The organism is Actinoplanes sp. NPDC049118, from assembly GCF_040648555.1.
Classification (GTDB): domain Bacteria; phylum Actinomycetota; class Actinomycetes; order Mycobacteriales; family Micromonosporaceae; genus Actinoplanes.
Map to the genome: position 1 here is coordinate 320,236 of NZ_JBEZDY010000002.1, position 26,933 is coordinate 347,168.

At 72.9% G+C, this 26,933-nt stretch carries 22 protein-coding genes; 17 read left to right on the top strand and 5 right to left on the bottom strand.

What is annotated here, in order from left to right; all coding sequences use genetic code 11:
- Positions 1 to 47: 47 nt before the first annotated feature.
- From AB0B58_RS04005 to AB0B58_RS04025, 5 genes are all read left to right on the top strand, one after another.
- Entirely contained in the window at positions 48 to 548 is a 501-nt protein-coding gene (locus AB0B58_RS04005; RefSeq protein WP_360217044.1) for a DUF2752 domain-containing protein, read from the top strand.
- A 63-nt stretch (positions 549 to 611) separates the two neighbouring features.
- Positions 612 to 1,517 (top strand): 4-hydroxy-tetrahydrodipicolinate synthase, encoded by a 906-nt coding sequence (gene dapA, locus AB0B58_RS04010; protein WP_360217047.1) that lies wholly within the window; start codon positions 612 to 614, stop codon positions 1,515 to 1,517.
- 13 nt (positions 1,518 to 1,530) lie between these two features.
- Positions 1,531 to 3,219, top strand: a complete 1,689-nt coding sequence (locus tag AB0B58_RS04015) for a ribonuclease J (protein ID WP_360217050.1) — start codon at positions 1,531 to 1,533, stop codon at positions 3,217 to 3,219.
- 113 nt (positions 3,220 to 3,332) lie between these two features.
- The gene (locus AB0B58_RS04020) at positions 3,333 to 4,640 is read left to right on the top strand and encodes a S1 family peptidase (protein WP_360217053.1); all 1,308 of its coding nucleotides are present in this window, start codon (positions 3,333 to 3,335) and stop codon (positions 4,638 to 4,640) included.
- Positions 4,641 to 4,721: 81 nt separating this feature from the next.
- On the top strand, positions 4,722 to 5,096 hold the full coding sequence (locus tag AB0B58_RS04025; RefSeq protein WP_360217056.1) for a DUF2784 domain-containing protein: 375 nt from the start codon (positions 4,722 to 4,724) through the stop codon (positions 5,094 to 5,096).
- Here the strand turns inward: AB0B58_RS04025 and AB0B58_RS04030 are convergent.
- Complete coding sequence (locus AB0B58_RS04030; RefSeq protein WP_360217059.1) at positions 5,070 to 5,483, bottom strand: YbjN domain-containing protein; 414 nt, start codon at positions 5,481 to 5,483, stop codon at positions 5,070 to 5,072. The genes AB0B58_RS04025 and AB0B58_RS04030 overlap by 27 nt on opposite strands.
- An 88-nt stretch (positions 5,484 to 5,571) precedes the next feature.
- Here AB0B58_RS04030 and AB0B58_RS04035 point away from each other — a divergent pair, with 88 nt between their 5' ends.
- Entirely contained in the window at positions 5,572 to 8,112 is a 2,541-nt protein-coding gene (locus tag AB0B58_RS04035; RefSeq protein ID WP_360217062.1) for a DNA translocase FtsK 4TM domain-containing protein, read from the top strand.
- Here AB0B58_RS04035 and AB0B58_RS04040 read toward each other — a convergent pair.
- Positions 8,063 to 9,277, bottom strand: a complete 1,215-nt coding sequence (locus AB0B58_RS04040) for a hypothetical protein (protein ID WP_360217065.1) — start codon at positions 9,275 to 9,277, stop codon at positions 8,063 to 8,065. The genes AB0B58_RS04035 and AB0B58_RS04040 overlap by 50 nt on opposite strands.
- 153 nt (positions 9,278 to 9,430) lie before the next feature.
- Here AB0B58_RS04040 and rimO point away from each other — a divergent pair, with 153 nt between their 5' ends.
- The 6 genes from rimO (at position 9,431) to AB0B58_RS04070 (ending at position 14,593) form a co-directional block, all read left to right on the top strand.
- A complete protein-coding gene (gene rimO, locus AB0B58_RS04045) occupies positions 9,431 to 10,900 on the top strand; it encodes a 30S ribosomal protein S12 methylthiotransferase RimO (protein ID WP_360217497.1) in 1,470 nt (489 codons plus the stop codon).
- Complete coding sequence (pgsA, locus tag AB0B58_RS04050; protein ID WP_360217068.1) at positions 10,897 to 11,490, top strand: CDP-diacylglycerol--glycerol-3-phosphate 3-phosphatidyltransferase; 594 nt, start codon at positions 10,897 to 10,899, stop codon at positions 11,488 to 11,490. Before rimO ends, pgsA begins: the two co-directional genes overlap by 4 nt.
- A gap of 53 nt (positions 11,491 to 11,543) precedes the next feature.
- A complete protein-coding gene (locus tag AB0B58_RS04055; protein WP_360217071.1) occupies positions 11,544 to 12,041 on the top strand; it encodes a CinA family protein in 498 nt (165 codons plus the stop codon).
- A gap of 190 nt (positions 12,042 to 12,231) precedes the next feature.
- Positions 12,232 to 12,717, top strand: a complete 486-nt coding sequence (locus AB0B58_RS04060) for a helix-turn-helix transcriptional regulator (protein ID WP_360217074.1) — start codon at positions 12,232 to 12,234, stop codon at positions 12,715 to 12,717.
- 219 nt (positions 12,718 to 12,936) lie between these two features.
- Positions 12,937 to 13,803: a PspA/IM30 family protein gene (locus tag AB0B58_RS04065; RefSeq protein ID WP_360217077.1), complete on the top strand. Its 867-nt coding sequence runs from the start codon at positions 12,937 to 12,939 to the stop codon at positions 13,801 to 13,803.
- Positions 13,804 to 13,831: 28 nt separating this feature from the next.
- Positions 13,832 to 14,593, top strand: a complete 762-nt coding sequence (locus tag AB0B58_RS04070) for a hypothetical protein (RefSeq protein WP_360217080.1) — start codon at positions 13,832 to 13,834, stop codon at positions 14,591 to 14,593.
- A 37-nt stretch (positions 14,594 to 14,630) separates the two neighbouring features.
- On the opposite strand, the gene AB0B58_RS04075 is transcribed toward AB0B58_RS04070, so the two are convergent.
- Both AB0B58_RS04075 and AB0B58_RS04080 read right to left on the bottom strand, forming a co-directional pair.
- A complete protein-coding gene (locus tag AB0B58_RS04075) occupies positions 14,631 to 15,449 on the bottom strand; it encodes a DNA-formamidopyrimidine glycosylase family protein (RefSeq protein WP_360217083.1) in 819 nt (272 codons plus the stop codon).
- Positions 15,450 to 15,591: 142 nt separating this feature from the next.
- On the bottom strand, positions 15,592 to 16,377 hold the full coding sequence (locus AB0B58_RS04080; protein WP_360217086.1) for an SAM-dependent chlorinase/fluorinase: 786 nt from the start codon (positions 16,375 to 16,377) through the stop codon (positions 15,592 to 15,594).
- An 83-nt stretch (positions 16,378 to 16,460) separates the two neighbouring features.
- Here AB0B58_RS04080 and AB0B58_RS04085 point away from each other — a divergent pair, with 83 nt between their 5' ends.
- The gene (locus tag AB0B58_RS04085; RefSeq protein ID WP_360217089.1) at positions 16,461 to 17,390 is read left to right on the top strand and encodes an LLM class F420-dependent oxidoreductase; all 930 of its coding nucleotides are present in this window, start codon (positions 16,461 to 16,463) and stop codon (positions 17,388 to 17,390) included.
- 438 nt (positions 17,391 to 17,828) lie between these two features.
- Positions 17,829 to 18,371 carry a GNAT family N-acetyltransferase gene (locus AB0B58_RS04090; RefSeq protein WP_360217092.1) on the top strand — a complete coding sequence of 181 codons (543 nt, stop codon included), beginning with the start codon at positions 17,829 to 17,831 and terminating at the stop codon, positions 18,369 to 18,371.
- A gap of 312 nt (positions 18,372 to 18,683) precedes the next feature.
- Here AB0B58_RS04090 and AB0B58_RS04095 read toward each other — a convergent pair whose 3' ends face one another.
- Positions 18,684 to 23,246 (bottom strand): ATP-dependent helicase, encoded by a 4,563-nt coding sequence (locus AB0B58_RS04095; RefSeq protein WP_360217095.1) that lies wholly within the window; start codon positions 23,244 to 23,246, stop codon positions 18,684 to 18,686.
- 260 nt (positions 23,247 to 23,506) lie between these two features.
- Here AB0B58_RS04095 and AB0B58_RS04100 point away from each other — a divergent pair, with 260 nt between their 5' ends.
- The 3 genes from AB0B58_RS04100 (at position 23,507) to AB0B58_RS04110 (ending at position 26,824) form a co-directional block, all read left to right on the top strand.
- Positions 23,507 to 24,361, top strand: a complete 855-nt coding sequence (locus tag AB0B58_RS04100; RefSeq protein ID WP_360217098.1) for a DUF4397 domain-containing protein — start codon at positions 23,507 to 23,509, stop codon at positions 24,359 to 24,361.
- Positions 24,362 to 24,372: 11 nt separating this feature from the next.
- A complete protein-coding gene (locus AB0B58_RS04105; RefSeq protein WP_360217101.1) occupies positions 24,373 to 25,005 on the top strand; it encodes a class F sortase in 633 nt (210 codons plus the stop codon).
- A 61-nt stretch (positions 25,006 to 25,066) separates the two neighbouring features.
- A complete protein-coding gene (locus tag AB0B58_RS04110; protein ID WP_360217104.1) occupies positions 25,067 to 26,824 on the top strand; it encodes a protein kinase domain-containing protein in 1,758 nt (585 codons plus the stop codon).
- The last annotated feature ends 109 nt before the right edge of the window (positions 26,825 to 26,933 follow it).

Below are 26,933 nucleotides of genomic sequence, written 5' to 3' on the forward strand. Positions count from 1 at the left end.
CGGCTTTCGGCTCATGACTGCGCCGGAGCGTCAGCGGAGGCGATGGCATGAGCAGCACGGTCACGGGGCCTCCGCCGTACCCGCAGTATCAGGAGCCCCAGCAGGATCGCGTGACCCGCTTCATCCAGCGCAAATGGCGCACTTCGCCCATCTGGGTCGCTCCGGCCGCGATGCTCGTCTGCATGGCCGGCGCGGTCGGCTACACGTTCGTCACCAGCCCCACCGAGGCGAACGCCGGCGCGGCACCCAGCTGCCTGCTCAAGTACGCGACCGGCTTCATCTGCCCGGGCTGCGGCGGCACCCGCGCGGCCTGGTATCTGCTGCACGGCGACCTACCGGCGGCCGCACGGCACCATGCGCTGTTCGTCTTCGCCGTCCCCTTCCTCCTTTACATGTACTTCGCCTGGGCCGGGCGCCGGCTCTTCGGCTGGAAGGTCCCGCAGCTCAACCTGAGTCCCGCGGTGATCGGCATCTTCATCGCCGCCTGGGGCGTCTTCAGCGTGCTGCGCAACCTGCCCTGGGCGCCCTTCACCGCGTTCTACGTCTGAGCCCGGGGCCCCCGCACACCGGCGACGGGGAAAGGACTCCGGGCGTCCGATAAGTTGTTCGGTATGACGCACGACCACCCGCGGCCCTTCGGCAGGCTGCTCTCGGCCATGGCGACCCCGTTCAACGCGGACGGCTCCCTCGATGTCGACGGCGCGGCCAGGCTGGCCACGTGGCTGGTGGACGAGCAGGGCCACGACGCTCTGGTGATCAGCGGGACCGGCGGCGAGTCGCCGACCACGACCGACGCTGAGAAGGAGACCCTGCTCCGCGTCGTCGTCGAGGCCGTCGGCGACCGCGCCCGGATCGTCGCGGGAGTCGGCACCAACAACACCGCACACACGGTCGAGCTGTCGCGCGCGGCCGAGAAGGCGGGCGCGCACGGCCTGCTGGTCGTGACCCCGTACTACAACAAGCCGCCGCAGGCGGGTCTGATCAGGCACTTCACGACCGTCGCCGACGCCGTCGGCCTGCCGGTCATGCTCTACGACATCCCGCACCGCTCCGGCGTGCCGATCGCCACCGAGACGCTGGTGCGCCTCGCCGAGCACCCCAACATCGTCGGCGTCAAGGACGCCAAGGGAGACTTCGCCGCGAGCGCCGACGTGCTGCGCCGCACCGATCTCGCGTACTACTCGGGTGAGGACGCCGCCACCCTGCCGCTGCTGTCGATCGGCGCGGTCGGCGTGGTCGGCACCTCGACCCACTTCATCGGCCCGCAGACCAAGGCCATGATCGAGGCGTACGAGCGCGGGGACAACGCCGGGGCGCTCGCGCTGCACCGGCAGTTGCTGCCGCTGTTCACCGGCATCTTCCGGACCCAGGGCACCATCCTCGTGAAGGCCGGCCTGCGGGCACTGGGGCTGCCCGCCGGCCCCGTGCGCTCGCCGCTTGTCGACGCCACCGAGGCCCAGACGAACCAACTGCACGAGGACGCCGCCGCGGCGGGACAGCCCCTCGGCACCAATTAGAGAGGCCTCGCATTTGAGCCAGGCACACGTCGAACTGGAACCGCCACCACCGCTGCCGGAGGGCGCCCTGCGCGTCACCCCGCTGGGAGGTCTCGGTGCCATCGGCCGCAACATGACCGTGTACGAGTACGACGGCAAGCTGCTCATCATCGACTGCGGCGTGCTCTTCCCCGATGTCGAGCAGCCCGGCGTCGACCTGATCCTGCCCGACTTCACGCCGATCCGGGACCGGCTCGCCGACGTGCAGGCGATCGTGCTCACCCACGGGCACGAGGACCACATCGGCGCGGTGCCCTACCTGCTCGCGCTCAAGCCCGACATCCCGCTGGTCGGCTCCGAGTTCACCCTCGCGCTGGTCGAGGCGAAGCTGGCGGAGCGGCGGCTGGACCCGTACACGCTGACCGTGCGCGAGGGGCAGACCGAGCGGCTCGGCCCGTTCGAGTGCGAGTTCTTCGCGGTCAACCACTCCATTCCGGACGCGCTCGCCGTCGCCGTGCGCACGCCGGCCGGCCTGGTGCTGCACACCGGCGACTTCAAGATGGACCAGGTGCCGCTGGACGGGCGCATCACCGACCTGGCCGGCTTCGCCCGGCTCGGCGCCGAGGGCGTCGACCTGCTGCTCTCCGATTCGACAAACGCCGAGATCCCCGGTTTCGTGACGCCCGAGCGCGACATCGGCCCGGTGCTCGGCGGCCTCTTCGCGAAGGCCCGCGGCCGGATCATCGTGGCCAGCTTCGCCTCACACGTGCACCGCGTGCAGCAGGTGATGGACGCCGCGTACGAGTACGAGCGCAAGGTTGCACTGATCGGGCGCTCGATGGTCCGCAACATGGGCATCGCCCGCGATCTCGGGCTGCTGCGCATCCCGGACGGGCTGCTGGTCAGCCTCGACGAGGCCGCCTCCATGCCGCACGACGAGATCGTCTTCATGTCGACCGGTTCGCAGGGCGAGCCGATGAGCGCGCTCGGTCGCATGTCGACCGGCGACCACCGGCACATCACCATCGAGTCCGGCGACACCGTCGTGCTGGCCAGCTCGCTGGTGCCCGGCAACGAGACCTCGGTCTACCGGGTGATCAACCAGCTGGCCCGGGCGGGCGCCACGGTCGTGCACAAGGACACCGCCAAGGTGCACGTCTCCGGGCACGCCCCGGCCGGCGAGCTGCTCTACCTGCTCAACGTCGTACGCCCCAGCAACCTGATGCCGGTGCACGGCGAGTGGCGGCACCTGCGCGCGCACGCACAGCTCGGCATCGAGTCCGGCGTCGCGCCGGACCGGGTGGTGCTCTGCGAGGACGGCGACGTCGTCGACCTCGTCGAGGGCCACGCCCGGCACGTGGGCCGGGTCAAGAACCGCTACGTGTACGTCGACGGTCTCGCCGTGGGCGACGTCAGCGAGTCGCTGCTCACCGAGCGGCGGATCCTGGGCGACGGCGGCTTCATCTCGGCCACAGTGGTGATCGACTCGGTGACCGGCAAGGTGGTCGGCGAGCCGAGCATCTCGGCGAAGGGGTTCTCGGAGGATCCCGAGGCGTTCAACCCGGTCATCCCGCTGCTCACCGCCGCGCTGCACCGCTCGGCGGAGGACGGCATCACCGACACGCACCAGCTGCAGCAGGTGGTGCGGCGCACCGTCGGGCGCTGGGTGAACGACGCGTACCGGCGGCGTCCGATGATCGTGCCGACCGTGGTCGAGGTGTAACCCGGAGGCATTGTTTTCTGTGAATACCGGATTTTTTGATCCGGCCGCGACCCCTCTCCGTATCTGAGGGCACGGTGCCGCCCCCACGGCACTCGATGCGAGGGGAGTTTCGGATGCAGCGGAGAACGGTCGTCGCACTCGCGGCGACGGTGACGGCAGCGGGCGCGGCGGTGGCATTCACCCTGCCGTCGATGGCGGGTACCAACCCGTCGCGCCGCACCGCGCCGCAGGCGACCGGCGCGGTGGCCCCACAGCTGCTCGCCGCGATGAAGCGGGACCTCGGCCTGAGCACCGAAGAGGCCGAGGCCCGGGTCAGTCGGGCCGCGTGGGCCAGCGGCGTCGCCGCCCAGCTGCGCGGGGCCGCCGGTGACTCCTACGCCGGCTCCTGGCTCGGCCGGGACGGCACGACGCTGAACATCGGGATCACCGACGCGGGCCTGGCCGGCCGGGTACGCGCGGCGGGTGCCGTACCGAGGCTGGTCGAGCGCAGCGTGGGCGAGTTGGACAGCGCGAAGAAGGCGCTGGACGGCGAGGCCACCCGGGCCGACCGCGACCTGCCCGGCTGGTACGTCGACGTCGCGGCCAACAAGGTCGTGGTGCAGGCGTTGCCGGGCGACACGGACCACGCGCTGGAACTCGCCGAGGACGCCGGCATCCCGCGCGACGCGCTGAAGGTCGTCGTCACCAAGCGGGCGCCCAGGCCGCTCGCGGACGTCATCGGCGCCGAGCCCTACTTCGTCAACATCGGCGGCGGCCAGGCGCGGTGCTCCATCGGGTTCGCGGTCCAGGGTGGCTTCGTCACCGCCGGGCACTGCGGCACCGAGGGCGTCGACACCGCCGACCGGCAGAACCTGGACCAGGGCGAGGTCGTCGCTTCCGTCTTCCCCGGCACCGCCGACATGGGCGTGGTGCAGATCACCAACGGCGAGGACCTGCAGCCGTTCGTCAACGACTTCGACGGCAACGCGCTGCCGGTCGGCGGCAGCACGGAGGCGCCCGTCGGCGCCGCGGTGTGCCGCTCCGGCTCCACCACCGGCACGTTCTGCGGCACGATCCTGGCGAAGAACCAGACGGTGAACTACCCCGAGGGCGCGGTCACCGGCCTCACCCGTACGGACGTCTGCGCCGAGGGCGGTGACTCCGGCGGCCCGTGGCTCTCGGGTGACCAGGCGCAGGGCGTGACCTCCGGCGGCTCCGGCGACTGCAGGGTCGGCGGCGAGACGTTCTTCCAGCCGATCACCGAGATCCTCGAGACCTTCGACCTCACGTTGATCACCACGGGCGGATCACAGGGTGCGGCCGCTGCCGCCGCCGTGCCGCCGGCCGAGGCCACCACCGCGCCGCCCGCCGAGGCGACCGCCCCGCCGGCCGACGACGACGCCGGTCAGCAGCAGGGCGGCGGTCACCACCGCCGCGGCTGACGCGACGCCGAAAGACGTGCTGCCCGCGCAGGTCATCCTCCGTCCTGCGCGGGCAGCGCTGCATCTGGATACCGTGACCGGGTGAGCTACCGGATCCTGATCGCCGCGGCCGTGTGCGCGCACTTCGCGTTCCTGGCCTTCGGCATCTTCGGCGGCTTCCTGGCCTGGTACCGGCCGCGGCTGATCTGGCTGCAGGTGCTCAGCGCCACCTGGCTCCTCGTGATCGTCGTCACCGAGATGACCTGCCCGCTGACCTGGCTCGAGGACCGTGGCCGGGAGGGCGCCGGCCTGGCACCGCTGGAGGGCGGTTTCCTCGACAACCACGTCGAGGGCGTCTTCTATCCGCACGGCTACGAGTGGGCGGCCCGGATCGTGGTCGCCGTGATCATCCTGACCTCGTGGGCCGGGCTCCTGCTGAGGCGCCGGCGGCTAAAGGTCCGCGACCGCGTCGGCTAGCTCGCAGCCGGTCGCGATCCCGCAGATCAGCACCTGGTCGAGCTGCTCCGGCGTCACGCCGTGCTCCCAGTCGCCGGCGACCTCGCCGACCACCCGCACCGCCCCGTCGTCGGCCGTGTGCACGTACGCCTTGGGCCAGAGCCGGTCGTGGTTCCAGGCGTTGCAGAACGCGTACAGCCGGGGGACGTCGTCCGTGCTGAAGACGGTCCGGGTCAGCGCGCGGACCTGGAGCACCTCCTGATCCCGGCCCAGCCGGAAGAAGTAGATCAGGCAGTCCGGCCAGTTGCCGCCGATGTCGCCGTCGGCATCGACGAAGTGTGCGAACCCGCGGGCGTCCAGAGCCTCGACGATCATCTCGTGGCTGAGCGGCTTTGGCAGTACGGACATGGTATTGATCCTAAACGGGGGAAAAAGCGAAACCCGGCCTCGGTGCGGCGTGCGGGCTCGCGGGCGTGGCGCCGTTACGGTATTGGGCATGGCGGGCCGAACTCCTCCGGCGAGCCGGGGCCGCGCCGCGTCCAGCACGCGCGGTGCCGCGACGACGCGTGCCCGGCAGCCCGCCCGCAAGACCGCCCGTAAGGCCGCCGCCCGGCCCGCCGCGCGCACCCGGGCCAGGAGCGCGACCCGGGCCCGGCCCAGCGTCGGCGCGGTCCTCGTCGCCGGCCTCGGCCGCGGCTTCGGCACCCTCTGGATGGGCGTCGCGCACGGCGTGGGCTGGGTGGCCCGCGGCGTCGGCCGCCAGGCGGCGACGGCGAGGGAGATCGATCAGGAGCATCGCCGCGACGGCGCCGGCCTGCTCATGCTCGGGCTCGCGATCCTCGTCGGGGTCGCCGTGTGGGCCGGTTCGGCGGGACCGGTCGGCGCCCGCCTCGCCGACGCCGTGCGGCTCTTCTTCGGCGGCCTGTCCGTGCTGCTCCCGCTGCTGCTGCTCTACGGCGCCGTCCGCTTCATGCGCACGCCCGCCGACCCGGAACACCGGGGCAGGTCGCTGGTGGGCTGGACCGCCCTGGTGGTGTCGGCCGCGAGCCTGCTGCACCTGGCACAGCGCCCGGCCGACGACGTCGAGATGGACAGCTCCGGCGGGCTCATCGGGTACGGCGTCGGCTCGCTGCTGGAGCGCGCGGTGACCGGCTGGGTCGCCGTACCGCTGCTGGTCCTGCTGTTGATCTTCGGTCTGCTGGTCATCACCGCGACGCCGATCAACCGGATCCCCGAGCGGCTCATGCTGCTTGTCGACGTGCTGCTGGGCCGCTCGTCGCCCCGCGCCCCGCTGCCCGGACCCGACCTGCCCGACACCGACGACGCGGCCGCCGAGGCGGGGCCCAAGCGCCGCGCGCCGTCCCGGCGCCGCCAGGGCTCGCTCTCCGACATCGGCCTGGCGCCCGGGTCCGACGCCGCGGACGACGCGGACGGCGAGGACCCGATCGTGCACGACACCATCCTGGTGCCGCGCGGCAAGAAGGTGCCGGCCAGCCGCAAGACCCCCGAGCCTCCCGAGCACTCGCCGCTGCCGACCCGCGCCGAGCAACTGGACATCTCCGCGCTCGAGGGCGACTACCGGCTGCCGCCGCCGAGCCTGCTCGGCAAGGGCGCGGCGCCGAAGTCCCGCAGCAAGGCCAACGACGAGATCATGATGGCGCTGACCGGCGTCTTCGACCAGTTCAATCTCGACGCGGCGGTCACCGGTTTCACCCGCGGCCCGACGGTCACCCGCTACGAGGTCGAGGTCGGCCCGGGCGTCAAGGTCGAGCGGATCACCCAGCTTTCGCGCAACATCGCGTACGCGGTGAAGTCGCCGGACGTGCGCATCCTGAGCCCGATCCCGGGCAAGAGCGCGGTCGGCGTGGAGATCCCCAACACCGACCCGGAGAACGTGTCGCTCGGCGACGTGCTGCGCTCGCACGCGGCGACCGCCGACCACCACCCGATGCTCGTGGCGCTCGGCAAGGACATCGAGGGCCGCTTCGTGGTGGCCAACCTGGCGAAGATGCCGCACATCCTGATCGCGGGCGCGACCGGCGCGGGCAAGAGCTCGTGCCTGAACTCGCTGCTGGTGTCGATCCTCACCCGGGCCACCCCCGATGAGGTGCGGCTGCTGCTGGTCGACCCGAAGCGGGTCGAGATGACCGCCTACGAGGGCATCCCGCACCTGGTCACCCCGATCGTGACCAACGCCAAGAAGGCGGCGGACGCCCTGGAGTGGGTCGTCCGCGAGATGGACATGCGCTACGACGACCTCGCCGCCAACGGGGTACGCCACGTCGACGACTTCAACCGCAAGGTCCGCAGCGGCGAGATCACGGCGCCCCCCGGCGTCGACCGGGTGATGAAGCCGTACCCGTACCTGCTGGTGATCGTCGACGAACTGGCGGACCTGATGATGGTCGCGCCGCGCGACGTCGAGGACTCGGTCGTCCGCATCACCCAGCTGGCCCGCGCGGCGGGCATCCACCTGGTGCTGGCCACCCAGCGCCCGTCGGTCGACGTGGTGACGGGCCTGATCAAGGCAAACGTCCCGTCCCGCCTGGCGTTCGCGACGTCCTCGCTGGCGGACTCCCGGGTCATCCTCGACCAGCCGGGTGCGGAGAAGCTCCTGGGCCGGGGCGACGGCCTCTTCCTGCCGATGGGCGCCTCCAAGCCGGCACGCTTCCAGGGCGCGTGGGTCGACGAAAAAGAGATCACCGACGTCGTCAAGTTCTGCAAGGACCAGCGCGAGCCGGAATTCCGCCCGGACGTGACGGCGCCGCCGGAGAACAAGAAGAAGCAGATCGACGAGGAGGTCGGCGACGACCTCGAGGTGCTGATCCAGGCGATCGACCTGGTGGTGACCTCGCAGTTCGGCTCGACCTCGATGCTGCAGCGCAAGCTGCGGGTCGGCTTCGCCAAGGCGGGACGGCTGATGGACCTGATGGAGAGCCGCGGCATCGTCGGCCCGTCCGAGGGCTCCAAGGCGCGGGAGGTCTTGATCAAGCCCGACGAGCTGGAAGAGGCCCTCGCCGCCCTGCGCGTCGACTGATCACGAGCTCCGGGGCCGGCGCGGGCGGTGGGGCGGCCGGGCGCGGCCGCAGGTCGCCGAGCAGGGCGTGGCCGGAGATCAGCAGGGCCGCGAGCATCATCGTGGCCAGCACCGGGAGCGGCACGAAGGGCCCGTGCGGCGCCTCCGAGAAGAGGAACGGCAGGTACGACAGGAGCGACGCCGCCTGCACCAGCACCGGGACGAGCCACAGCCGTGGGCGGTAGAAGGCCAGCACGACGGTCATCACGTCGGCCAGGAAGAAGTAGCGCTCGTGCATGCCCGGCAGCAGGAACGGGACGAGGATCACGAAGAACGTCGCGGCGGACACGATCCGGGTCTCGTCCAGCTCGACGCGGCTCGCGATCAGCGTGTAGATCACTCCGACGACGAGGGCCGCCGCGAACAGGTACCCGAGGGTTCTGAGCGAGTCGAGCCGTGAGGTCACCGGCAGGAAGGCGTAGACGCTGGCGGCGCTAGAGGTCAGCTCCGGTACGTATGCGGACTGCCGGGCCGGGCTGTAGAGGGTGAGCAGTTCGACCGCGTCGCGACCCGCGATGATGGCCGGCAGGTCGAGCACGACGTAGACCACCGGGGCGATCAGCAGCGACCGCAGGCGCAACCGTCCCGCCGCGAGCAGCAGCGCCAGGAGCGGGAAGACGAAGATCGCCTGCGGCTTGAACGCGAGCGCCACGGCGAACAGGCCGACGCCCCACCACTGCCTGCCCCGGAGCAGGTGGTAGACGCCGCCGAGCGCGAACGCCGCCCAGATCGCGTCGCACTGGCCGTAGAAGGAACTGTTGATCACCACCGTCGGCAGGAACGCCAGGACCAGCGCCGCCAGGGTCGGGATCCGCCACCCGGCGTAGCGCAGGGCCACGATTCGGTAGCCGAAATACACCAGCAGCACGTCGAAGACGGCCCAGGTCAGCTTGATCTTCAGGAGCGTCGAGCCGGGCAGCAGGGTCAGGGTCGCCAGGAGGTAAAGGAACGGCGCGTTGTAGTTGCCGATCTCCCGGCTCAGCCCGGACCAGCCGCCGGCCGCGTCGAGCTTGGCGTACCAGACGAAGAAGATCCGCATGTCCGGCGTGAGCTCGTGCCGGCCGACCCAGCGGATCGCCACGGCCAGTGCGGCGAGCACGGCGATCAATATCCATTCGGGCTGCACCCGGCGCACGATCATCCCCCATGTCGACCCGAGCCCGGGACGCTACCCAGCCCGGGTGAACGTGGGCTGCCCGTCGAGTTACCGTGCGATGGCATACCGGCCGTGCGGGGGACGGGTCACCGTCCGTAGCCCGGTAACCTTTGCAGAGTGTCCATGACTCCCGCTCCGCGCCGTGTTGCGCTTCTGACTCTCGGGTGTGCCCGTAACGAGGTCGACTCCGAGGAGCTGGCCGCCCGCCTCGACGCCGGGGGCTGGCAGGTCAGCACTGATGCCGACGGCGCCGATGTGGTGCTTGTCAACACCTGTGGTTTCGTCGAGAAGGCCAAGCAGGACTCCATCGAGACCCTGCTGGCCGCCGCCGACACCGGGGCGAAGGTCGTCGCCGCCGGGTGCATGGCCGAGCGCTACGGCAAGGAGCTCGCGGAGAGCCTGCCCGAGGCGCAGGCCGTGCTCGGGTTCGACGACTACACCGACATCGCCGACCGGCTCGATCGCGTGCTGGCGGGGGAGCGGTTCGACGCGCACACCCCGCGGGACCGGCGTGAGCTGCTGCCGCTGACCCCGGTCGCGCGGCAGGCCGCCAAGGTCGTCGTGCCCGGCCACGCCACCGTCGACGAGCACACGCCCGCACACCTGCGGCAGGTGCTGCGCCGCCGGCTCGACAACGGGCCCGTCGCCAGTCTCAAACTGGCCAGCGGTTGCGACCGGCGGTGCTCGTTCTGCGCCATCCCCGCCTTCCGGGGCGCGTTCGTCTCGCGGGATCCGCAGGAACTGCTGGCCGAGGCCGAATGGCTGGCCCGGTCCGGCGTCCGCGAGCTCGTTCTCGTCAGCGAGAACAGCACCTCCTACGGCAAGGACCTCGGCGACCCCCGCGCCCTGGAGAAGCTGCTGCCGCAGCTCGCCGCCGTCGACGGCATCGTGCGGGTGCGGGCCAGCTACCTCCAGCCGGCCGAGACGCGGCCCGGCCTGGTCGAGGTCATCGCCACCACGCCCGGCGTCGCCGCCTACTACGACCTCTCGTTCCAGCACTCCAGCGAGCCCGTGCTGCGCCGGATGCGGCGTTTCGGCTCCACCGACCGTTTCCTCGACCTGCTCGCGTCGGCCCGCGCGCTCGCGCCCGACGCCGGCGCCCGGAGCAACTTCATCGTCGGCTTCCCCGGCGAGACCCGCCAGGACGTCGACGAACTGGTCCGGTTCCTGACCGAGGCCCGGCTCGACGCCATCGGTGTCTTCGACTACAGCGACGAGGACGGCACCGAGGCCGCCGGCCTGCCCGACAAGGTCAGCGAGGACACGATCAAGCGGCGCTTCGGCCGGATCAGCGACCTCGCCGACGAGCTGTGCGCGCAGCGCGCCGAGGACCGGCTCGGCTCGGTCGTCGAGGTGCTGGTCGACACCGTCGCCGACGGTGAGGTCGAGGGCCGGGCCGCGCACCAGGCGCCCGAGGTCGACGGCTCCACCACGCTGGTCGCCGGCGACGAGGGCGTCGACCTCGCCGCGCTGCGCCCCGGTGACTTCGTCCGGGCCCGGGTCACCGCCACCGAGGGCGTCGACCTGGTCGCCGTGCCGGTCGGGATGATCTCCGCCGCCCCTTCGGCAGTGGCAGCGACGGCCGCATCGTGACCGACGAGCCGGTACCGGTGGCCGCGCCGCGGCCGGTCTCGCTCTACAACCCGGCCAACCTGCTCACGGCCGTCCGCATCGTGCTCGTCCCGGTCTTCGTCGCCTTCGTGATCGTCTCCGAGATGACCGAGCCGGGCTGGCGGATCGCGGCCTGCCTGACCTTCTGCGTCGCCTCGGCCACCGACTTCGCCGACGGCTGGATCGCGCGCCGATACGAACTGGTGACCTCGTTCGGCAAGGTCGCCGACCCGATCGCGGACAAGACGCTCACCGGGAGCGCGCTGATCCTGCTGTCGGCTTACGACCTGCTGCCCTGGTGGGTGACGGTGCTGATCCTGGTCCGGGAGTGGGGCGTCACCGCGCTGCGGTTCTGGGTCATCCGGTACGGGATCATCCCGGCCAGCCGGGGCGGCAAGCTGAAGACGGCGCTGCAGATCGCGGCGATCGCCTGGTTCCTGTGGCCGGTACCCGAGCCGTTCGACATGATCGGCACCGTCCTCATGGTCGCCGCCCTTATCGTGACGGTGGTGACCGGCGCCGACTACGTGGTGCAGGCGCTGCGCCTGCGCCGCCGGGCCCTGCACGCCTGACCGCGCTCCCGCCGGGCGACACTGAACCCATGATCGATGAGGGGGAGAGGGCCTTGGACAGGGGTGTTGCCGCCGCGGCGGTCGTGCACGCGCTGGTCGAGCGGCGGGAGACCCTCGCCGTGGCCGAGTCGCTCACCGGCGGCCTGCTGGCGACTACGCTCGTCGAGATCGCCGGGGTGAGCAGGGTGTTCCGGGGCGGGCTCGTGGTCTACGCCACCGACCTCAAGCACTCGCTCGCCGGCGTACCGGAGGAGCTGCTGGCCGACCGCGGACCGGTCGATCCCGACGTCGCCCTCGCGCTCGCCGAGGGTGCGCGGTCACGCTGCGGCGCCGACTGGGGCCTGGCCACGACCGGCGTCGCCGGGCCCGAGCCGCAGGACGGCCGGCCGGTCGGGCTGGTCTACATCGCGGTCGCCGGGCCGGGTCGCGCCACCGTGCGGGAGCTCCGGCTGTCCGGCTCTCGGGACGAAGTCCGCACCGCGACAGTGACCTCGGTGCTCGGCCTCCTGGTCGACGAGGTGCGCGGATCCACCGCGGGAGTGGCGCGCTGACCTGCCACGTCTTCCCGTGCGGGTGACCGGGCCCGATGGTGCCCGGGCGAGTATCAGCAGCCCCGCGGGCCGACCCCGTTCCCGGCGGCCCCGGAATTCGGCGGGGCGGGATGTCGGTCTCGCCCGCAACGGGTACGGTTGCGGGAAGCCTCCGGCGGTTGCCGGCGGCCCCGCCGCAGGAGGAGGTGCCATGGTCCTGCTACGCCGGGTTATCGGTGACGCACTTCGGGCGCGCCGGCAGGGTCAGCATCGCACGCTGCGTGAGGTGTCGACCGCCGCCAACGTCAGCCTCGGGTATCTCTCCGAAATCGAACGTGGCCAGAAGGAAGCGTCCAGCGAGCTGCTCGCGGCGATCTGCGAGGCCCTGGGTGCCCGCCTTTCCGAGGTTCTGGGCGAAGTGAGCGGCACGCTCGCGCTCGCCGAGGGCATGGAAGGTGTGCTCGTCCCACTCGAGCCCACCCCGCTCGATTCCAGCGGCGCCGGCGCGGTCAAGACCGCCCCAGCCAAGTCCGCCGGAGTCAAGACCCCGAGCCCGGTCAAGGGCACCGAAGCCCCGGCCGTGCGCCAGCTCACCTCGGACGGAGCCGTCTCGGTCTCCGTGCGCCAGGATTCGCCGCTCAGGGCGACCCTGCGCACGACGCGCAAGCGCGACCGCGACATCGTCTACGCAGCCTGATCGCTCACACCGCCCGCTCGCGTTCCGGCGTCGCCGGAACGCCTGTCGGCGCGTAGCCTCGACCTCGGGGGAACCCTCGCAAGACCCTGAGATCCCCCCGAGGTCACGTGACGCCGGTGGCATGGAGCTGACACGATGGACTCCGCGCCATCGTGAAGACCCCTCGGTCCCGCGTCGGTGGCGCGTCCGACTGAGCGACATTGAGGGGATACCGCGGATATGGCGAACCCGTTCGTCAAGGGCTGGCGTTACATGATGGCGCTCTTCGGCGCGAAGATCGATGAGTACGCCGACCCCAAGGTGCAGATCCAGCAGGCCATCGAGGACGCGCAGCGGCAGCACCAGGCCCTCGTGCAGCAGGCGGCGGCCGTGATCGGCAACCAGCGGCAGCTCGAGATGAAGCTGTCCCGGCAGATGTCCGAGGTCGAGAAGCTGCAGGGCATGGCGCGCCAGGCCCTCGTGCTGGCCGACCGGGCCCGGGCGGGCGGTGACGAGTCCGAGGCGCAGAAGTACGAGTCGACCGCACAGACGCTCGCCACCCAGCTGGTCTCCGGCGAGCAGTCGATGGAAGACCTGAAGACGCTGCACGACCAGGCGCTCTCGGCGGCCGGCCAGGCCCGCAAGGCGGTGGAGAACAACGCGATGGTGCTGCAGCAGCGCATCGCCGAGCGCTCCCGGCTGCTGAGCCAGCTCGAGCAGGCCAAGATGCAGGAGACCGTCGCCAGGTCGCTCGAGTCGATGTCGTCGCTCTCGGCGCCCGGCAACACCCCGTCGCTGGACGAGGTGCGCGACAAGATCGAGCAGCGCTACGCGAACGCGATGGGCCGCGCCGAGCTGGCGTCGAACTCCGTCGAGGGCCGCATGCTCGAGGTGCAGAAGTCGAGCCTCGACATGGCCGGTTCGTCCCGGCTTGAGCAGATCCGGGCCAGCATGGCCGGCGAGAAGCTCGGCGGCACCCCGGCCCAGCCGGCCGTGGAGCAGGGCAAGGCGGCGGCACCGGCCGCCGACCCGGCCAGCGTCGCCCGGCTCGACGAGATCCGGGCCAGCATGAATTCCAAGCGCGGGGACACGTCGGCCGCCGGCTGACGACGCGTTCGCGGGAGGGGACCAGACGGTGGATGAGCGGACCCGGTACTTCCGGCGGCTCAAAAGGCTGCGCGGTTCGGCGCGGCGGTGGAGCGTCGTCGGGGGCGGGCTGGTCGCCGCCACCGCCGTACTCACCCCGTACGCGGGGATCGGTCTTGCCGACGCGGTCTGGGCGGCGACGGCGGGGGCTTCCGCGGCACTGGCCTGGTGGCGCTGGAGCGACCACCGTGCGCTGGCCGCGCTGCCCGCGCCGCCCCCTCCCGAGCCGGCGATCCCCGGACAGCGGCTGCTGGCCGCCGTCGAGCGTTTCCCGGCCGGGCGGCAGGTCCTGCAGGAGGTGCGCCGCCATAAGGACCGCTACGCCCTGAGGGGCTCGGCCGTGGCGCAGGCCTGGGACCGGCTGGACCGTGCGTCCACGACGCTGGTGGGCCTGGCCGGCCGGCTGACCGGCCCCGGCGAGTCGGCGATGCTCGAGGCGGCGGTCGCCGAGCAGTGGCTGCGCGACCTCGGCCAGCGGGTGGCGAGCGTGGAGCGGGCGATCCCGCTCAGCCCGCCCGACCAGCGACCGGGGATCACGCATGCCCACGAGAGCCTCGCGAGGCAGTTCACCGAGGGCGTCACCGCATACGAGCGGCTGGTCGCGGCCGCGGCGAGCTACGTCGCCGAGGACGGCCACCCGGTGGCGGACCAGCACCCGGCGCTGACCGGCCTGGTCGAGGCGACCGATCGCCTCCGCGGGGTGGCCGAGGGCCTGTCGGAGCTGCGGCGGCCCAGCACGCCGGCCGCCTGACGCCCGTCCTTCCGGACCGCGCGGGCCGGCGGGATCGTCATGCCGGTTCGGGCTGGCAGCGCGGGCACCAGTAGGTGATCCGCTCCTCCTGATCCCCGTCCCGGTCGACGCCCCGGGTCGCGGAGCGTTTCTGGATCGCGGAGCCGCATCGCCGGCACGGCTGCGCGCGACGGCCATAGACGTAGCTGGTCTGACCGCGGTGCAGTGAACCCGTGGTCGTCTGCGTCCAGCGGCCGCGGTTCGACGCCACCAGCTTCTGCGCAAGCCGCACCGTGCCCTCCAGGTCCCGCACCGCCGAGACCGGCGTCCACGGCCACAGACCGCGCAGGAACAGGACCTCGGCCTTGTAGAGATTCCCGATCCCGGCCAGGTTGCGCTGATCGAGCAGCGCCTCGCCGATCGGGGCGTCGGGCCGCGCGGCGATCCGCCGGACGGCCTCGGCCGGGTCCCAGTCCGCGCCCAACAGGTCCGGGCCGAGATGCGCCAGCAGGGCCGCCTCCTCGGCCGTCGGCAGCAGCGCCACCTCGTGCAGGTGGTAGCCGACCGCCGCCGAGCGGCCGGTCCGCAGCACCACCCGGATCAGGTGCGCCGGCCGCCCGCCCCACCGCTCGCCGGTCGCATAGGCCCGCCAGGCCCCGTCCATCCGCAGGTGCGAGTGCAGCGTCATGGCGCGCTCGTCGTCGGTCAGGCGCAGCAGCAGATGCTTGCCCCGGCTCGCGGACTCGGCGACCGTCCACCCGGTCAGGTCGGTCGTCGCGAGCTGCGGCACGCGGAAGTCGGAGCCGGTGAGCACGTCACCCTGCAGCGCGCGCTCCAGCACCCGCGCCGTGTTCCACACGGTGTCACCCTCGGGCATGCACTCCATCCTGCCCGGCCGGGGCCCGTGGGCCGGTCCGCCCGCCGGTGTTCGGGTCGGCGCTCGGCGAGTGGGCCGGTCCGTCCGTCGGTGTTCGGGTCGGCGCTCGGCGAGTGGGCCGGTCCGTCCGTCGGTGTTCGGGTCAGCGCTCGGCGACCCGGACGATGTCGCCGGGGCGGACCGAGAGGACGACGACCGCGCGGCCGCCGTTGACGGCGATCGCCACCCGGCGGGCCGAGTCCTCGTAGACGATCAGTTCGCCGGGCTGTGCGTCCGCGAAGGTCTGTGCCCGGCGGGCCTTCACCCCGCCGACCACCAGCTCGGGGCCGAGGCCGGAGAGCATCGCGCCGCCGGCGGCGAGCTGCACGTTGCCGAACCGGTCGACGGTGACGACCTCGGCCTCGAGCCAGCCGTCGCCGACCGCCACGATCGGGTCGGGCAGCCGGACCACGGTGGCGGCGTCGACCGGGGGACCGGCGTCGCTCAGCGGCGCACCGAGGGCGATGCGGGCGGCGGCCGGCGAGAACACGTCCCGGCCGTGGAAGGTCCGCGAGACGTCGCCGAGCAGCCAGTCCTTATTGGTCAGCTCGACCACGGTGTCGATGCCACCGAGCGCGTCCGCGGCCCAGACCAGCAGTCCGTTGTCGGGACCGACCAGCACGCCGCCCGGCGAACCGATCGCGATCCCGCGGCGGTCCGAGCCGACGCCCGGATCGACGACCCCGACATGCACGGACGCCGGCAGGTGCGGCGCGGTCTGCGCGAGCACCGCCGCGCCCCGCGCCACGTCGGCGGGCGGCACGTGATGTGTGACGTCGATGACTCGCACATCGGGGGCGATGCGCGCGATCGCACCGTGGCACGCCGCGGCAAAACCGTCGAATGTGCCGTAGTCGGTGGTGAGGCTGATCCATTTATAGCCGCCCATGGTGGTCAACGTTACTGCCCTGGCACGCTCTGTGTGCGGCAGGTGCCCGGGCGCGTCGCGCGGCGTCTGGCAGGCTGGGATTCATGCGTCTTGTCATCTTCACCGAACCCCAGCAGGGTGCCGGCTACGACGACCTGCGGCGGGTGGCCCAACTCGCCGAGGAGGCGGGCTTCGACGGCTTCTTCCGCTCCGACCACTATGTCGCGATGGGCGGGGACGGCCTGCCCGGTCCCACCGACGCGTGGCTGACCCTCGCGGCGCTGGCGGTGCAGACCTCTACCATCCGGCTCGGCACCCTGGTGACCTCGGCGACGTTCCGCCTGCCGGGCCCGCTGGCGATCGGCGTGGCCCAGGTCGACGCGATGAGCGGCGGCCGGGTGGAGCTGGGCCTGGGCGGCGGCTGGTTCGAACGCGAGCACGAGGCCTACGCGATCCCGTTCCCGCCGCTGGGCGAGCGCTTCGATCGCCTCGAGGAGCAGCTCGAGATCATCGAAGGCCTGTGGACGACCCCGGTCGGAGAGGCGTACTCCTTCGTGGGCAAGCACTACCAGGTGGTGGACTCCCCGGCCCTGCCGAAGCCGGTCCAGTCGCCCCGCCCGCCGATCATCGTCGGCGGTTCCGGCAAGAAGCGCACCCCCGCCCTGGCCGCGAGGTTCGCGGACGAGTTCAACGCGCCCTTCACCAAGATCGAAGACCTGCCTGCCCGGTACGACCGGGTCCGCACGGCGAGCTCGGCGATCGGCCGCCCGCAACCCCCGGCATTCTCGGCGGCGGCGGTCATGTGTGTCGGCCGGGACGATGCCGAGGTACGGCGCCGGGCGGCGGCGATCGGCCGGGACGTGGAGGAGATGCGCGGCAACGGCGGCGTGGTGGGCACGCCGGACCAGGCGGTCGAGATCCTCGGCCGGTACGCCGAGGCCGGAGCGTCGCGGATGTACCTGCAGCTGCTGGACCTCGACGATCTGCAACACGTCGAGCTGGTAGCCGCGGCGGTGGCGCCGCAGCTGGCCTGAGAGGTCGCGGGCCCGCCGCGACGGGCCGGATCCGAGGCCCCGGCGCTTGTTCCCTGGTCCCGCCGGTAGGTTCGTCCCCTGATCCCGCTGGTTGCTCCGTGGTCTGGCTGGTTGCTCCGTGGTCTGGCTGGTCGGTTCGTGGTCTGGCTGGTTGCTGCGTGGCCTCGCTGGTCGGTTCGTGGTCTGGCTGGTTGCTCCGTGGTCTGGCTGGTCGGTTCGCGGTCTGGCTGGTTGCTGCGTGGCCTCGCCGGTTGGTTCGCGGCCTTGCCGGTCGGTTCGTGGCCCATCGGGTCTGCGGCCTGATCTCCTGGCTGTGAATGTCTCTGGCTTCCGGAACGCGGGCGGTCTTCCGGCTCTGACCTGGCGGCGGGTGGCCGGATCGCGGGAGGGGTGACGTCGCGGCTGGACTGACCCGGGTCGTCTCGTAAAGTCTGTTGCGTGGAGATTGTCACTGCGCGACTGGCTTTGCGCCGGCCCGTTCCCGCCGACCTCGAAACGATCTTCGCGATCCACCGCGATCCGCAGGCCTGCCTGCACAACCCCTCTGACCTGGTCGCCACCCGCGCGGATGCCGAGCACCTGTACAGCCGCTGGGACGAGCACTGGCGCCGGCACGGCTTCGGATACTGGGTCGTCCGGGACCGTGAGTCGGAGAAGATCCTGGGGTTCGCGGGAGTGAAGGTGGTCCGCTTCCGGGAGATCGAGGTGCTGAACCTGTTCTACCGCCTCGACCCGTCGGCGTGGGGCGCCGGCGTGGCCACCGAGGCGGCCCGGGCCGTCGTGGCCTGGGCGGGCGAGCACCTGCCGGAGTGGACCGTCGTTGCCCGGGTCCGCCCGGACAACGTGGCCTCCCAGCAGGTGGCGGTCCGGTCGGGGCTGGTCCGCGCCGAGCACCTCGACGACCAGGGCGAGGACGGCATCGACTGGATCTTCGTGCTCCGCTGGCCCTACGACCCGATCGCGCCGACGGCAGGGGGCTGACCGGCCGGTCGGCTCGTCCACGCGGTCGGGCCGCGCCGGCGGGGGTGACCGGCATTCCGATCTGGACGGCTGCGGGATCTGGACGGCTGCGGGATCTGGGTGGCTGCGGGGTCTGGCCGGCTGCGGGGTCTGGCCGGCTGCGGGGTCTGGCCGGCTGCGGGGTCTGGGCGGCTGCGGGGTCTGGGCGGCTGCGGGTCCGGGCGGCTGTCGGTCTGGGTGGCTGCGGGGTCTAGCCGGCTGCGGGTCCGGGCGGTTGCGGGCCCGGACGGCTGCTGGTCTGGGGGCCTGCCGGCGGTCGCGCTCGCCGGCAGTTCAGCCGCGCAGCCGCAGCCCCCGGGGGGTGGTCCGGAAGCCGGCTGCGGTGAGCGCGTCCCGCAACGGCGAGGAGTGCACCGACTCCCCGTCCGCCCGCTCCACCGACATGGCACCCAGCGCGCCCGAGCGCACCGCCGCCGCCAGCGCCTGTCCGGCCGCGACCAGGGCGTCGGCATCGTCCATGAAGGACAGCAGCGTCTTTCCGCCCCGTTCCACGTAGAGCACGAGGTCGCCGCCGACTTGGACCACCAGGGCGCCCGCCTTGCGGCCCGCCCGGTGGCCTGTGGCGGGTACCGTTTCGCCGTTGCCGCTGTCGACCACCCGCTCGGGCCACGGCAGCGCCGCGCCGTACGGGTTCGCCGGGTCGGTCGCGGCCAGCACCAGCGCCGTCGTGCCCGCGCGTTTCGCCAGCTCAGCGGGCTCGGCCAGCGCGCGCAGCCGGTCGACCGCACCCGGCACCGCGAACTGTGCGGCGCCCAGCCCCTCCACGAAATACCCGCGCCGGGCCGCGCCGCGTTCCTCCAGGGCTCCGAGCACCGGATACACCGCCGCGAAGCCGCCGGTGACGCCCTCGGCCATCACCGCGCCGCGGGTGACCACGCCGTGCCGTTCCAGCAGGAGATCCGCGAGCGCCGCCGCGCGCCGCGTCGGGTCCAGGTCCCGCTCGGGCAGCCGGGACCAGCGGCCGGCCATCGCCGGTGGGCCCGATCGGCTCGGCATCGCCGGGCGTCCGGGGCGGCGGTAGCGGGTCCGGGCGGGAGCCGCCTTCGCCCGGTGCGCGCCGCTGCCACCCAGCAGCCCGCGCAGCGGCGCGAACGTGTCGTTGGTGAGATGTCCCGCCCACACCAGGTCCCAGATGGCCGAGACCAGCTCCGGATCGTCCGTGGACCCGGCGCGGTCGGACAGGTCCCGGAAGAACAGCGCCTGGGTGTCGCCGAGCGCCGCCAGCACCGCGTGGTGCAGCGGTGACAGCGCCAGCTCGTCGTCGGGCGGCGGGAGCAGCAGCGGGGCACTGTCCGCGTATGCGAGGGTGACCCAGCCGTCGCCGCCGGGGATGGATCCCGAGCCGGCCCACAGCACCTCGCCGCTCGCGCAGAGCTCGTCCAGCTGCGGCGGCGCGAAGTCGGCGACCCGCGCAGGCAGGAGCAGCCGCTCCCACGCCGAGGCGGGCGCCGCCACCCCCTGCAACTGCTCGATCGACGCGGCCAGGGCGTCGACCCCCCGGGCGTTGCCGCCGATCTGGTGCCAGCGCGGCAGGAACGCCGCCAGCACGCGCGGCGGCACCGGCTCGATCTCGCGGCGCAGCGCGGCCAGCGAACGCCTTCGCAGCATGCGCAGCACCTCGGCGTCGCACCACTCGGTGCCCGCCCCGCCCGGCGAGAACTCGCCGGACACCACGCGTCCGGTGGCGCTGAGCCGCTTGAGGGCCTGCTCGACGACGAACACGCCGAGGCCGAAGCGGGCCGCGCAGGTCGCCGCGGCGAACGGCGCGTGGGTGCGGGCGTAACGGGCGACGAGATCGCCGAGCGGGTCCGTGACCGGTTCCAGATAGGCCTCCGCCACGCCAACCGGCAGGGCCACCCCGAGCGCGTCGCGGTAGCGGCCCGCATCCTCGACGCCGATCCAGCGCTCCTCGCCCGCGACCCGGGCCCGGATGGCGCGCCGGGCCAGGGCGTCCAGCCAGTCGAGGTCGACGCCGCGGGCGGTCAGCTCGGCGGGGGACAGGTCGCCGAGCAGCCGCAGCAGCTCGGCCGCGTCCTCGGCGTCGCGGGGGCTCCGCGTGCTGGTCAGCCACTGCAGCTGACTCTCGGTCTCGGCCACCACCGCGGGGTCGAGCAGCTCGCGCAGGTCGACGCGGCCGAGTAGCTCGCCGAGCAGGGTCGAGTCCAGCGCCAGCGCGGCGGCCCGGCGCTCGGCCAGGGGCGCGTCGCCCTCGTAGAGGAAGGCGCCGACGTAGCCGAAGAGCAGGGACCGGGCGAACGGCGACGGCCGCGGCGTCTCGGCCTCGACCAGGCGCACCTTGCGGCCGGCGATCTCGCGCATCAGTCCCACCAGGCCGGGCACGTCGAAGACGTCCTGCAGGCACTCCCGCGCGGCCTCGAGCGTCACCGGGAAGTCGGCGAACTCGCGGGCCACGTCGAGCAGCTGCGCCGAGCGCTGGCGCTGCTGCCAGAGGGGCTGGCGGCGGCGCGGGTCGCGGCGCGGCAGCAGCAGGGCACGGGCCGCGCACTCGCGGAACCGGGAGGCGAACAGCGCCGACTTGCCCACCGACTCCTCGATCAGCTGAGCGATCTCCTCGGGGTCGAACGCGACCAGCTCGGCGCCGGGCGGCTCCTCGGCCGTGTCCGGCAGGCGCACCACGATGCCGTCGTCGGAGGGCATCACCTGGCCGTCCACGCCGTAACGTTCGGAGAGCCGGCGGGCGATCGCGAGCGACCAGGGCGCGTTGACCCGGGCGCCGAGCACGCAGTGCACGGTCATCCGCCAGTCGCCAAGCTCGTCGCGGAAGCGTTCCACCACGATCGTGCGGTCGTCGGGCAGGTTGCGGGTCGACTCGCGCTGCTCGCGCAGGTAGGCCACCAGGTTGTCGGCCGCCCACTCGTCCAGCCCCGACGCGCGCAGCGACTCGATCGCGGCCGTGTCCCCGGCGCGGGTCAGCGCGCGCAGCCGGGCGCCGATCGCTCGGCCCAGCTCGACCGGGCGGCCGAGGGCGTCGCCCTTCCAGAACGGCATCCGGGCCGGTGCGCCCGGCGCGGGGGAGACCAGCACCCGGTCGGGCGTGATGTCTTCGATCCGCCAGGACGTCGAGCCGAGCAGGAAGACGTCGCCGACGCGGGACTCGTAGACCATCTCCTCGTCGAGCTCGCCGACCCGGGACGCGCGCTCGGAGCCGGCCAGGAAGACGCCGAACATGCCGCGGTCGGGGATCGTGCCGCCGCTGGTCACGGCGAGGCGCTGGGCGCCGGGCCGACCGGTCAGCTCGTCGGTCGTGCGGTCCCAGACCAGGCGGGGCCGCAGCTCGGCGAAGGCCGTCGACGGGTAACGCCCCGACAGCATGTCGAGCACGGCGTGCAGGGCGGAGTCCGGCAGCTCCGCGTAGGGCGCCGCGCGGCGGACCAGCGCGGCCAACTCGTCCACCTGCCAGGCGTCCAGCGCGACCATGGCCACGATCTGCTGGGCCAGCACGTCGAGCGGGTTGCGCGGATAGCGCAGCTCCTCGATCGCGCCCTCGCTCATCCGCTCGGCGACGACCGCGCAGGAGACGAGGTCACCGCGGTGCTTCGGAAAGACGACACCGCGGGAGACGGCGCCGACCTGGTGCCCGGCGCGACCGATGCGCTGCAGCCCGGCGGAGACCGAGGGCGGGGCCTCGATCTGGACGACCAGGTCGACCGCGCCCATGTCGATGCCCAGCTCCAGGCTGGAGGTGGCGACCACGGCCGGTAGCTGCCCGGACTTGAGCGCCTCCTCGATCTGCTTGCGCTCCTCCCGCGAGACGCTGCCGTGGTGGGCCCGGGCCATGACCGGCGGCGCGCCGCCGGCCTCGCCCGACTGCGCCATCACCTGCGCCGGCGGCCGCGACACCGGCGGGCGCGGCGACGCCGGGGGAGCGGCACCCGGCTCGGCCCGCTCGAGGGCGAGCTCGTTGATGCGGGCGCACAACCGTTCCGCGCCGCGCCGGGAGTTGGTGAAGACGATCGTCGAGTTGTGCGCGGAGATCAGGTCGAGCACGCGTTCCTCGACCGCGGGCCAGATGGACGGAGAATGCCGCGCCGCACCGGGATCGTCCGGGTCGTCGGGCACCTCGTCCAGCCGGGTCATGTCCTCGACTGGCACCTGCACCGAGACCTCGATCGTCTTGGCGCTGCGCGGCTGCACGATCTCGACGTCGCCGGCACCGACCAGGAAGCGGGCCGTCTCGTCGATCGGCCGCACGGTCGCGGACAGCCCGACCCGCTGTGCCGGCCGGCCCAGCAGGGCGTCGAGCCGCTCGAGGGAGAGCGCCAGGTGTGCGCCGCGTTTGGTCGCCGCGACGGCGTGCACCTCGTCGATGATCACCGTCTCGACACCGCGCAGCGAATCCCTGGCGGCCGAGGTGAGCAGCAGGAACAGCGACTCGGGCGTGGTGATCAGGATGTCCGGAGGGGTGCGGGAGAACAGCCGCCGCTCCTCGGCCGGCGTGTCACCGGTCCGCATGCCGACGGTGATGTCCGGCGGGGGCAGGCCGAGCCGGCCGGACGCCTGCCGGATGCCGGTCAGCGGCGCGCGCAGGTTGCGCTCGACGTCGACGGCCAGGGCCTTCAGCGGGCTGACGTAGAGCACCCGGCAGCGGCGCCGGGGATCGGCGGGTGCGGGCTCGTGTGCGAGCCGGTCGATCGACCAGAGGAACGCCGCCAGCGTCTTGCCGGATCCGGTCGGCGCCACGACCAGCGCGTTGCGCCCGGCGCCGATGGTCCGCCACGCGCCGGCCTGCGCGGCGGTGGGCGCGGCGAAGGCGGCCCGGAACCACTCCCGGGTCGCGAGGCCGAACTGCTCCAGCACGTCTGGCACGGATCCCATGGTGCTCCCGGGGTGTGACAGAAACCGGCGGCCCGGCGAAACATCCGTCCGTGTGACGGTTCCGAACCCACGGGCAGGCCGACCATCGAGACGGGCATCAACCAGACGTCATGGCACAGGACGGGCACTGGAAAGGCGCTTTCGCGTGACCGGACGGACCATGGTGGTCGTCCGGTGACGTACGGCACATTGAGGGCTCGTAAACACGCATCGACGGCCGCCACCGACGATGCCGCCGAGGCCGAACGACAGGAGGCACCGTGTCCAACCACGTTTCCCCCGTACGGCGCCTCGCGGGTGCGGCGGCCGCGCTCGCCCTGCCCGCCGCCGTCCTCCTGGCCGCCACCCCGGCGCGGGCGGCCGGCGACGGCTACGTACGACTGGCGCACCTCTCGCCGGACACGCCCGCCGTCGACGTCTACCTCAAGTCCGACGCGGGTGCGGTCAAGGACCAGAAGTTCGACGGCGTCGCGTACGGCGCGATGTCCGACTACCTGCGCCTGCCCACCGGCACGTACTCGGTGGCGATGCGCCGGGCCGGCGCGGCCGCGAGCACCCCGCCGGTGCTGACCACGCAGGTCACCGTCGCCGACGGCGCGGCGTACACGGTCGCGGGCGTCGGCCGCTATGCCGATCTCGGCCTGCGCGTCCTCAAGGACGACCTCAGGCTGCCGGACGCCGGCGAGTCCAAGATCCGCATCATCCAGGCGTCGGTGAAGGCGCCGGTCCTCGACGTCGGCGGCGCGAACGGCAAGTCCATCGCGGACGCCGTCCAGTTCGCCACCACGACCGCATACCGCGAGGTCAACCCAGGTAGGTGGACGGTCCGGGTGACGCCAAGCGGCGGCGGCCGGACCAGCGACCTGCCGTGCACGCTCGGCGCCGGCAACGTCTACTCCCTGCTCGTCCTCGACGACAAGGGCGGCGGCCTGAAGCCCAAGCTGCACATCGATGCCGCCCGCCAGGGAAAGGTGCCGCGGGGCGGCGTCGCCACCGGCGCGGGCGGCAGCCAGCCGCGGTCCCCGCTGCCGGCCACGCTGGTTCTCGCGGGCCTCGCCGCGGCGCTCACCGGCGCGGTGCTGGCGGCGCTCAGGCGGCAGACGCGCGACGGCTGACGGCGTACCCGATGTCGGTTTCTGCCTCCGCGCTGCGCGTCGTCCGGGCGCTCGCGGTCCCGCTGCTGGTGGGTCTCGTCGTGGCAGCGGGCTGCCTGACGGCCCGCGCTCCCGGCTCCGCGAGCCCGGCCCCGGTCGTGCCCCGGCCGGCCGGGGAGACGGCGACGGCGGCTTCCAACCCGTTCCGTACCGCGGCCCCGGAGCTGCGCGGCCCGCCCACCCGGCTGCGGGTCGGTGCGATCGGCGTCGACACCGCCCTGGAGACCCTGCGCCTCGGCGCCGGCGGTGAGCTGCGGCCGCCCCGCGACGGCGACAAGGCCGGCTGGTACGCCGACGGCACCGCCCCCGGCGACCTCGGCCCCGCGGTCCTCGCCGGTCACGTCGACTCGAAGCGCGGACCGGCCGTCTTCTACCGGCTCCGCGAGCTCCGGGCCGGCGACCGGATCGAGGTGGTCCGCGGCGGCCGTACGGTGAGCTTCACGGTCACCACGACGGCCTGGTATCCGAAGACGGACTTCCCGACGGACCGGGTCTACGGCCCCACCCCGGACCGGCAGCTGCGTCTGATCACCTGCGGCGGGGTCTTCGATCGGAGCCTGCGGTCGTACAAGGACAACCTGGTGGTCTACGCGGTGGCCGGGTGATCGGCGTTCCCCCGGCAGTGCGCCGTGACTATCCTGGTCAGGAAGCGACGGGTGGAGGCTGATGGCGGTCAGGCGAATGCTCATCGCCGGTCGGTATCGTCTCCTCGAGCCGGTCGGCTCCGGTGGCATGGGCCGGGTCTGGCTCGCCCGCGACGAGATGCTTGACCGCGACGTCGCGGTCAAGGAGTTTGTTCCTCCGAACTGGATGACCGACGACGAGAAGGCCCGGCTCCGCACCCGTACGCTGCGCGAGGCCCGCAGCGCCGCCCGCCTCAACCACCCGCACGTGGTCCGCATCTACGACGTCGTGCACGCCCGTGACCTGCCCTGGATCGTGATGGAGTACGTGCCGTCGCGCTCGCTGTACCAGGTACTCGGCGAGGACGGTCCGTTCGCGCCGGCGGAGGCGGCCCGGATCGGCCTCGACGTGCTCGAGGCGATCACCGCCGCGCACCGGGCCGGCGTGCTGCACCGCGACGTGAAGCCGCACAACGTCCTGATCGGTCACGACGGCCGGGTGGTGCTGACCGACTTCGGCCTGGCCACGTTCGTCGACGACGGCTCGGTGACGGGCCCGGGCCTGGTCGTCGGCTCGCCGCAGTACGTCTCGCCGGAACGCGCCCGCGACGGCGCGTCCACGGTGGAGTCCGATCTGTGGTCCTTCGGCGCGACCCTGTACGCGGCCGTCGAGGGCCGCTCGCCGTTCGCGCGCGACAACGCCATGGCGACGCTGATGGCCCTGGCCACGGAGGATCCCGATCCGCCGCGCCTGGCCGGGGCGCTGGCGCCGATCCTCACCGGCCTGTTGCGGCGGGAACCGGTCGAGCGGCTGACCGCAGCCGAGGCGGCGGTGCTGCTCCGCGTGGTCGTTGCGGAGGCCGCCGTCGTGCTCGCCGCGCAGCCGACGAGCGGTCGTGCGGCCGTACCCTCGCCGAGGAGGGCGCCCGACGACCAGCCCGCGCCGCAGGCCGAGCGGGGACCGCCCGCCGCGGCCCGGCCCGGCGTGGTCGATCCGCCCGGACCCGCCGCGGAGCCGGAGGGTGAGCACCCGGGCGGGCCGCACATTCCGGCACAGCGCAACGCGCCGTCGCGGGTGACGCCTCGTCCGCGGCGGCGCCTCGCCATGGCCGGGGTGGTGGCGATGGTCATGCTCGCCGGGGGCGGAGTGGCCGCCGCGATGACGCTGCGTGGCGACGCGGACCCGTCGCAGGCGCAGTCCGGCATTGCCGGCAGCGAGACGCCGAGCGTCGTGACGTCCTCCGGCACCGGCGGCGGCGCGGGCGGGTTCAGCCCGGTCAACTGCGAAAGCGCGGTCCGCGCCGGTCTGCCCACTACGCCCCTGCCGGGCGCCCGGAAGCTGCGCGGCGGGTGGGCGCTCTACGACGGCTGGTCCTATTTCGCGGACCCCTCCGGCTTTCACATCGCGGTTCCGGACGGCTGGACCTACGAGACCATCGGCACGACGATCTGCTTCCGCGATCCGGGCAGCGTCCGGATCCTCAGCGTCGATCCCGCACGCAGCCCGCAGGGCGACCCGGTGCAGGCCTGCCGCAAGGAGGCGAGCCGGCTGCGCACCGCGGGTGACCTGCCGGGGTACCGGCAGCTGCGGATCGACCGGGTGCCCGGCCTGGCCCGGGCGGCGGACTGGGAGTACACATACGACGGTCGTGCGGGCGGGCGGATGCACGCGATGACCCGGTGGCGGGCGGCGAACGATGGCAAGGCGTACGCAATCGGCCTGATGACCCGCGAACTGGACTGGCCGGGCAATTTCGAGAAATGGGGCATGATCCAGAGCACGTTTTACACAGACGGCTGAATTATGGCTCAACCGATATGAGTCCATAGACTGTTCTCTCTGCAATGCTCGGCGTGGCCGCCGCTACACCCTCGGCGACGGCGCACCCTCGAGCCCCCGCGGAGGACCC

Bases quoted from the DNA above. Each gene is read 5' to 3' on its own strand.
- AB0B58_RS04005 (WP_360217044.1), top strand. From the start codon at position 48: ATGAGCAGCACGGTCACGGGGCCTCCGCCGTACCCGCAGTATCAGGAG.
- dapA (WP_360217047.1), top strand. From the start codon at position 612: ATGACGCACGACCACCCGCGGCCCTTCGGCAGGCTGCTCTCGGCCATG.
- AB0B58_RS04020 (WP_360217053.1), top strand. From the start codon at position 3,333: ATGCAGCGGAGAACGGTCGTCGCACTCGCGGCGACGGTGACGGCAGCG.
- AB0B58_RS04030 (WP_360217059.1), bottom strand. From the start codon at position 5,483: ATGTCCGTACTGCCAAAGCCGCTCAGCCACGAGATGATCGTCGAGGCT.
- AB0B58_RS04035 (WP_360217062.1), top strand. From the start codon at position 5,572: ATGGCGGGCCGAACTCCTCCGGCGAGCCGGGGCCGCGCCGCGTCCAGC.
- rimO (WP_360217497.1), top strand. From the start codon at position 9,431: ATGACTCCCGCTCCGCGCCGTGTTGCGCTTCTGACTCTCGGGTGTGCC.
- AB0B58_RS04060 (WP_360217074.1), top strand. From the start codon at position 12,232: ATGGTCCTGCTACGCCGGGTTATCGGTGACGCACTTCGGGCGCGCCGG.
- AB0B58_RS04065 (WP_360217077.1), top strand. From the start codon at position 12,937: ATGGCGAACCCGTTCGTCAAGGGCTGGCGTTACATGATGGCGCTCTTC.
- AB0B58_RS04075 (WP_360217083.1), bottom strand. From the start codon at position 15,449: ATGCCCGAGGGTGACACCGTGTGGAACACGGCGCGGGTGCTGGAGCGC.
- AB0B58_RS04080 (WP_360217086.1), bottom strand. From the start codon at position 16,377: ATGGGCGGCTATAAATGGATCAGCCTCACCACCGACTACGGCACATTC.
- AB0B58_RS04085 (WP_360217089.1), top strand. From the start codon at position 16,461: ATGCGTCTTGTCATCTTCACCGAACCCCAGCAGGGTGCCGGCTACGAC.
- AB0B58_RS04095 (WP_360217095.1), bottom strand. From the start codon at position 23,246: ATGGGATCCGTGCCAGACGTGCTGGAGCAGTTCGGCCTCGCGACCCGG.
- AB0B58_RS04105 (WP_360217101.1), top strand. From the start codon at position 24,373: ATGTCGGTTTCTGCCTCCGCGCTGCGCGTCGTCCGGGCGCTCGCGGTC.
- AB0B58_RS04110 (WP_360217104.1), top strand. From the start codon at position 25,067: ATGGCGGTCAGGCGAATGCTCATCGCCGGTCGGTATCGTCTCCTCGAG.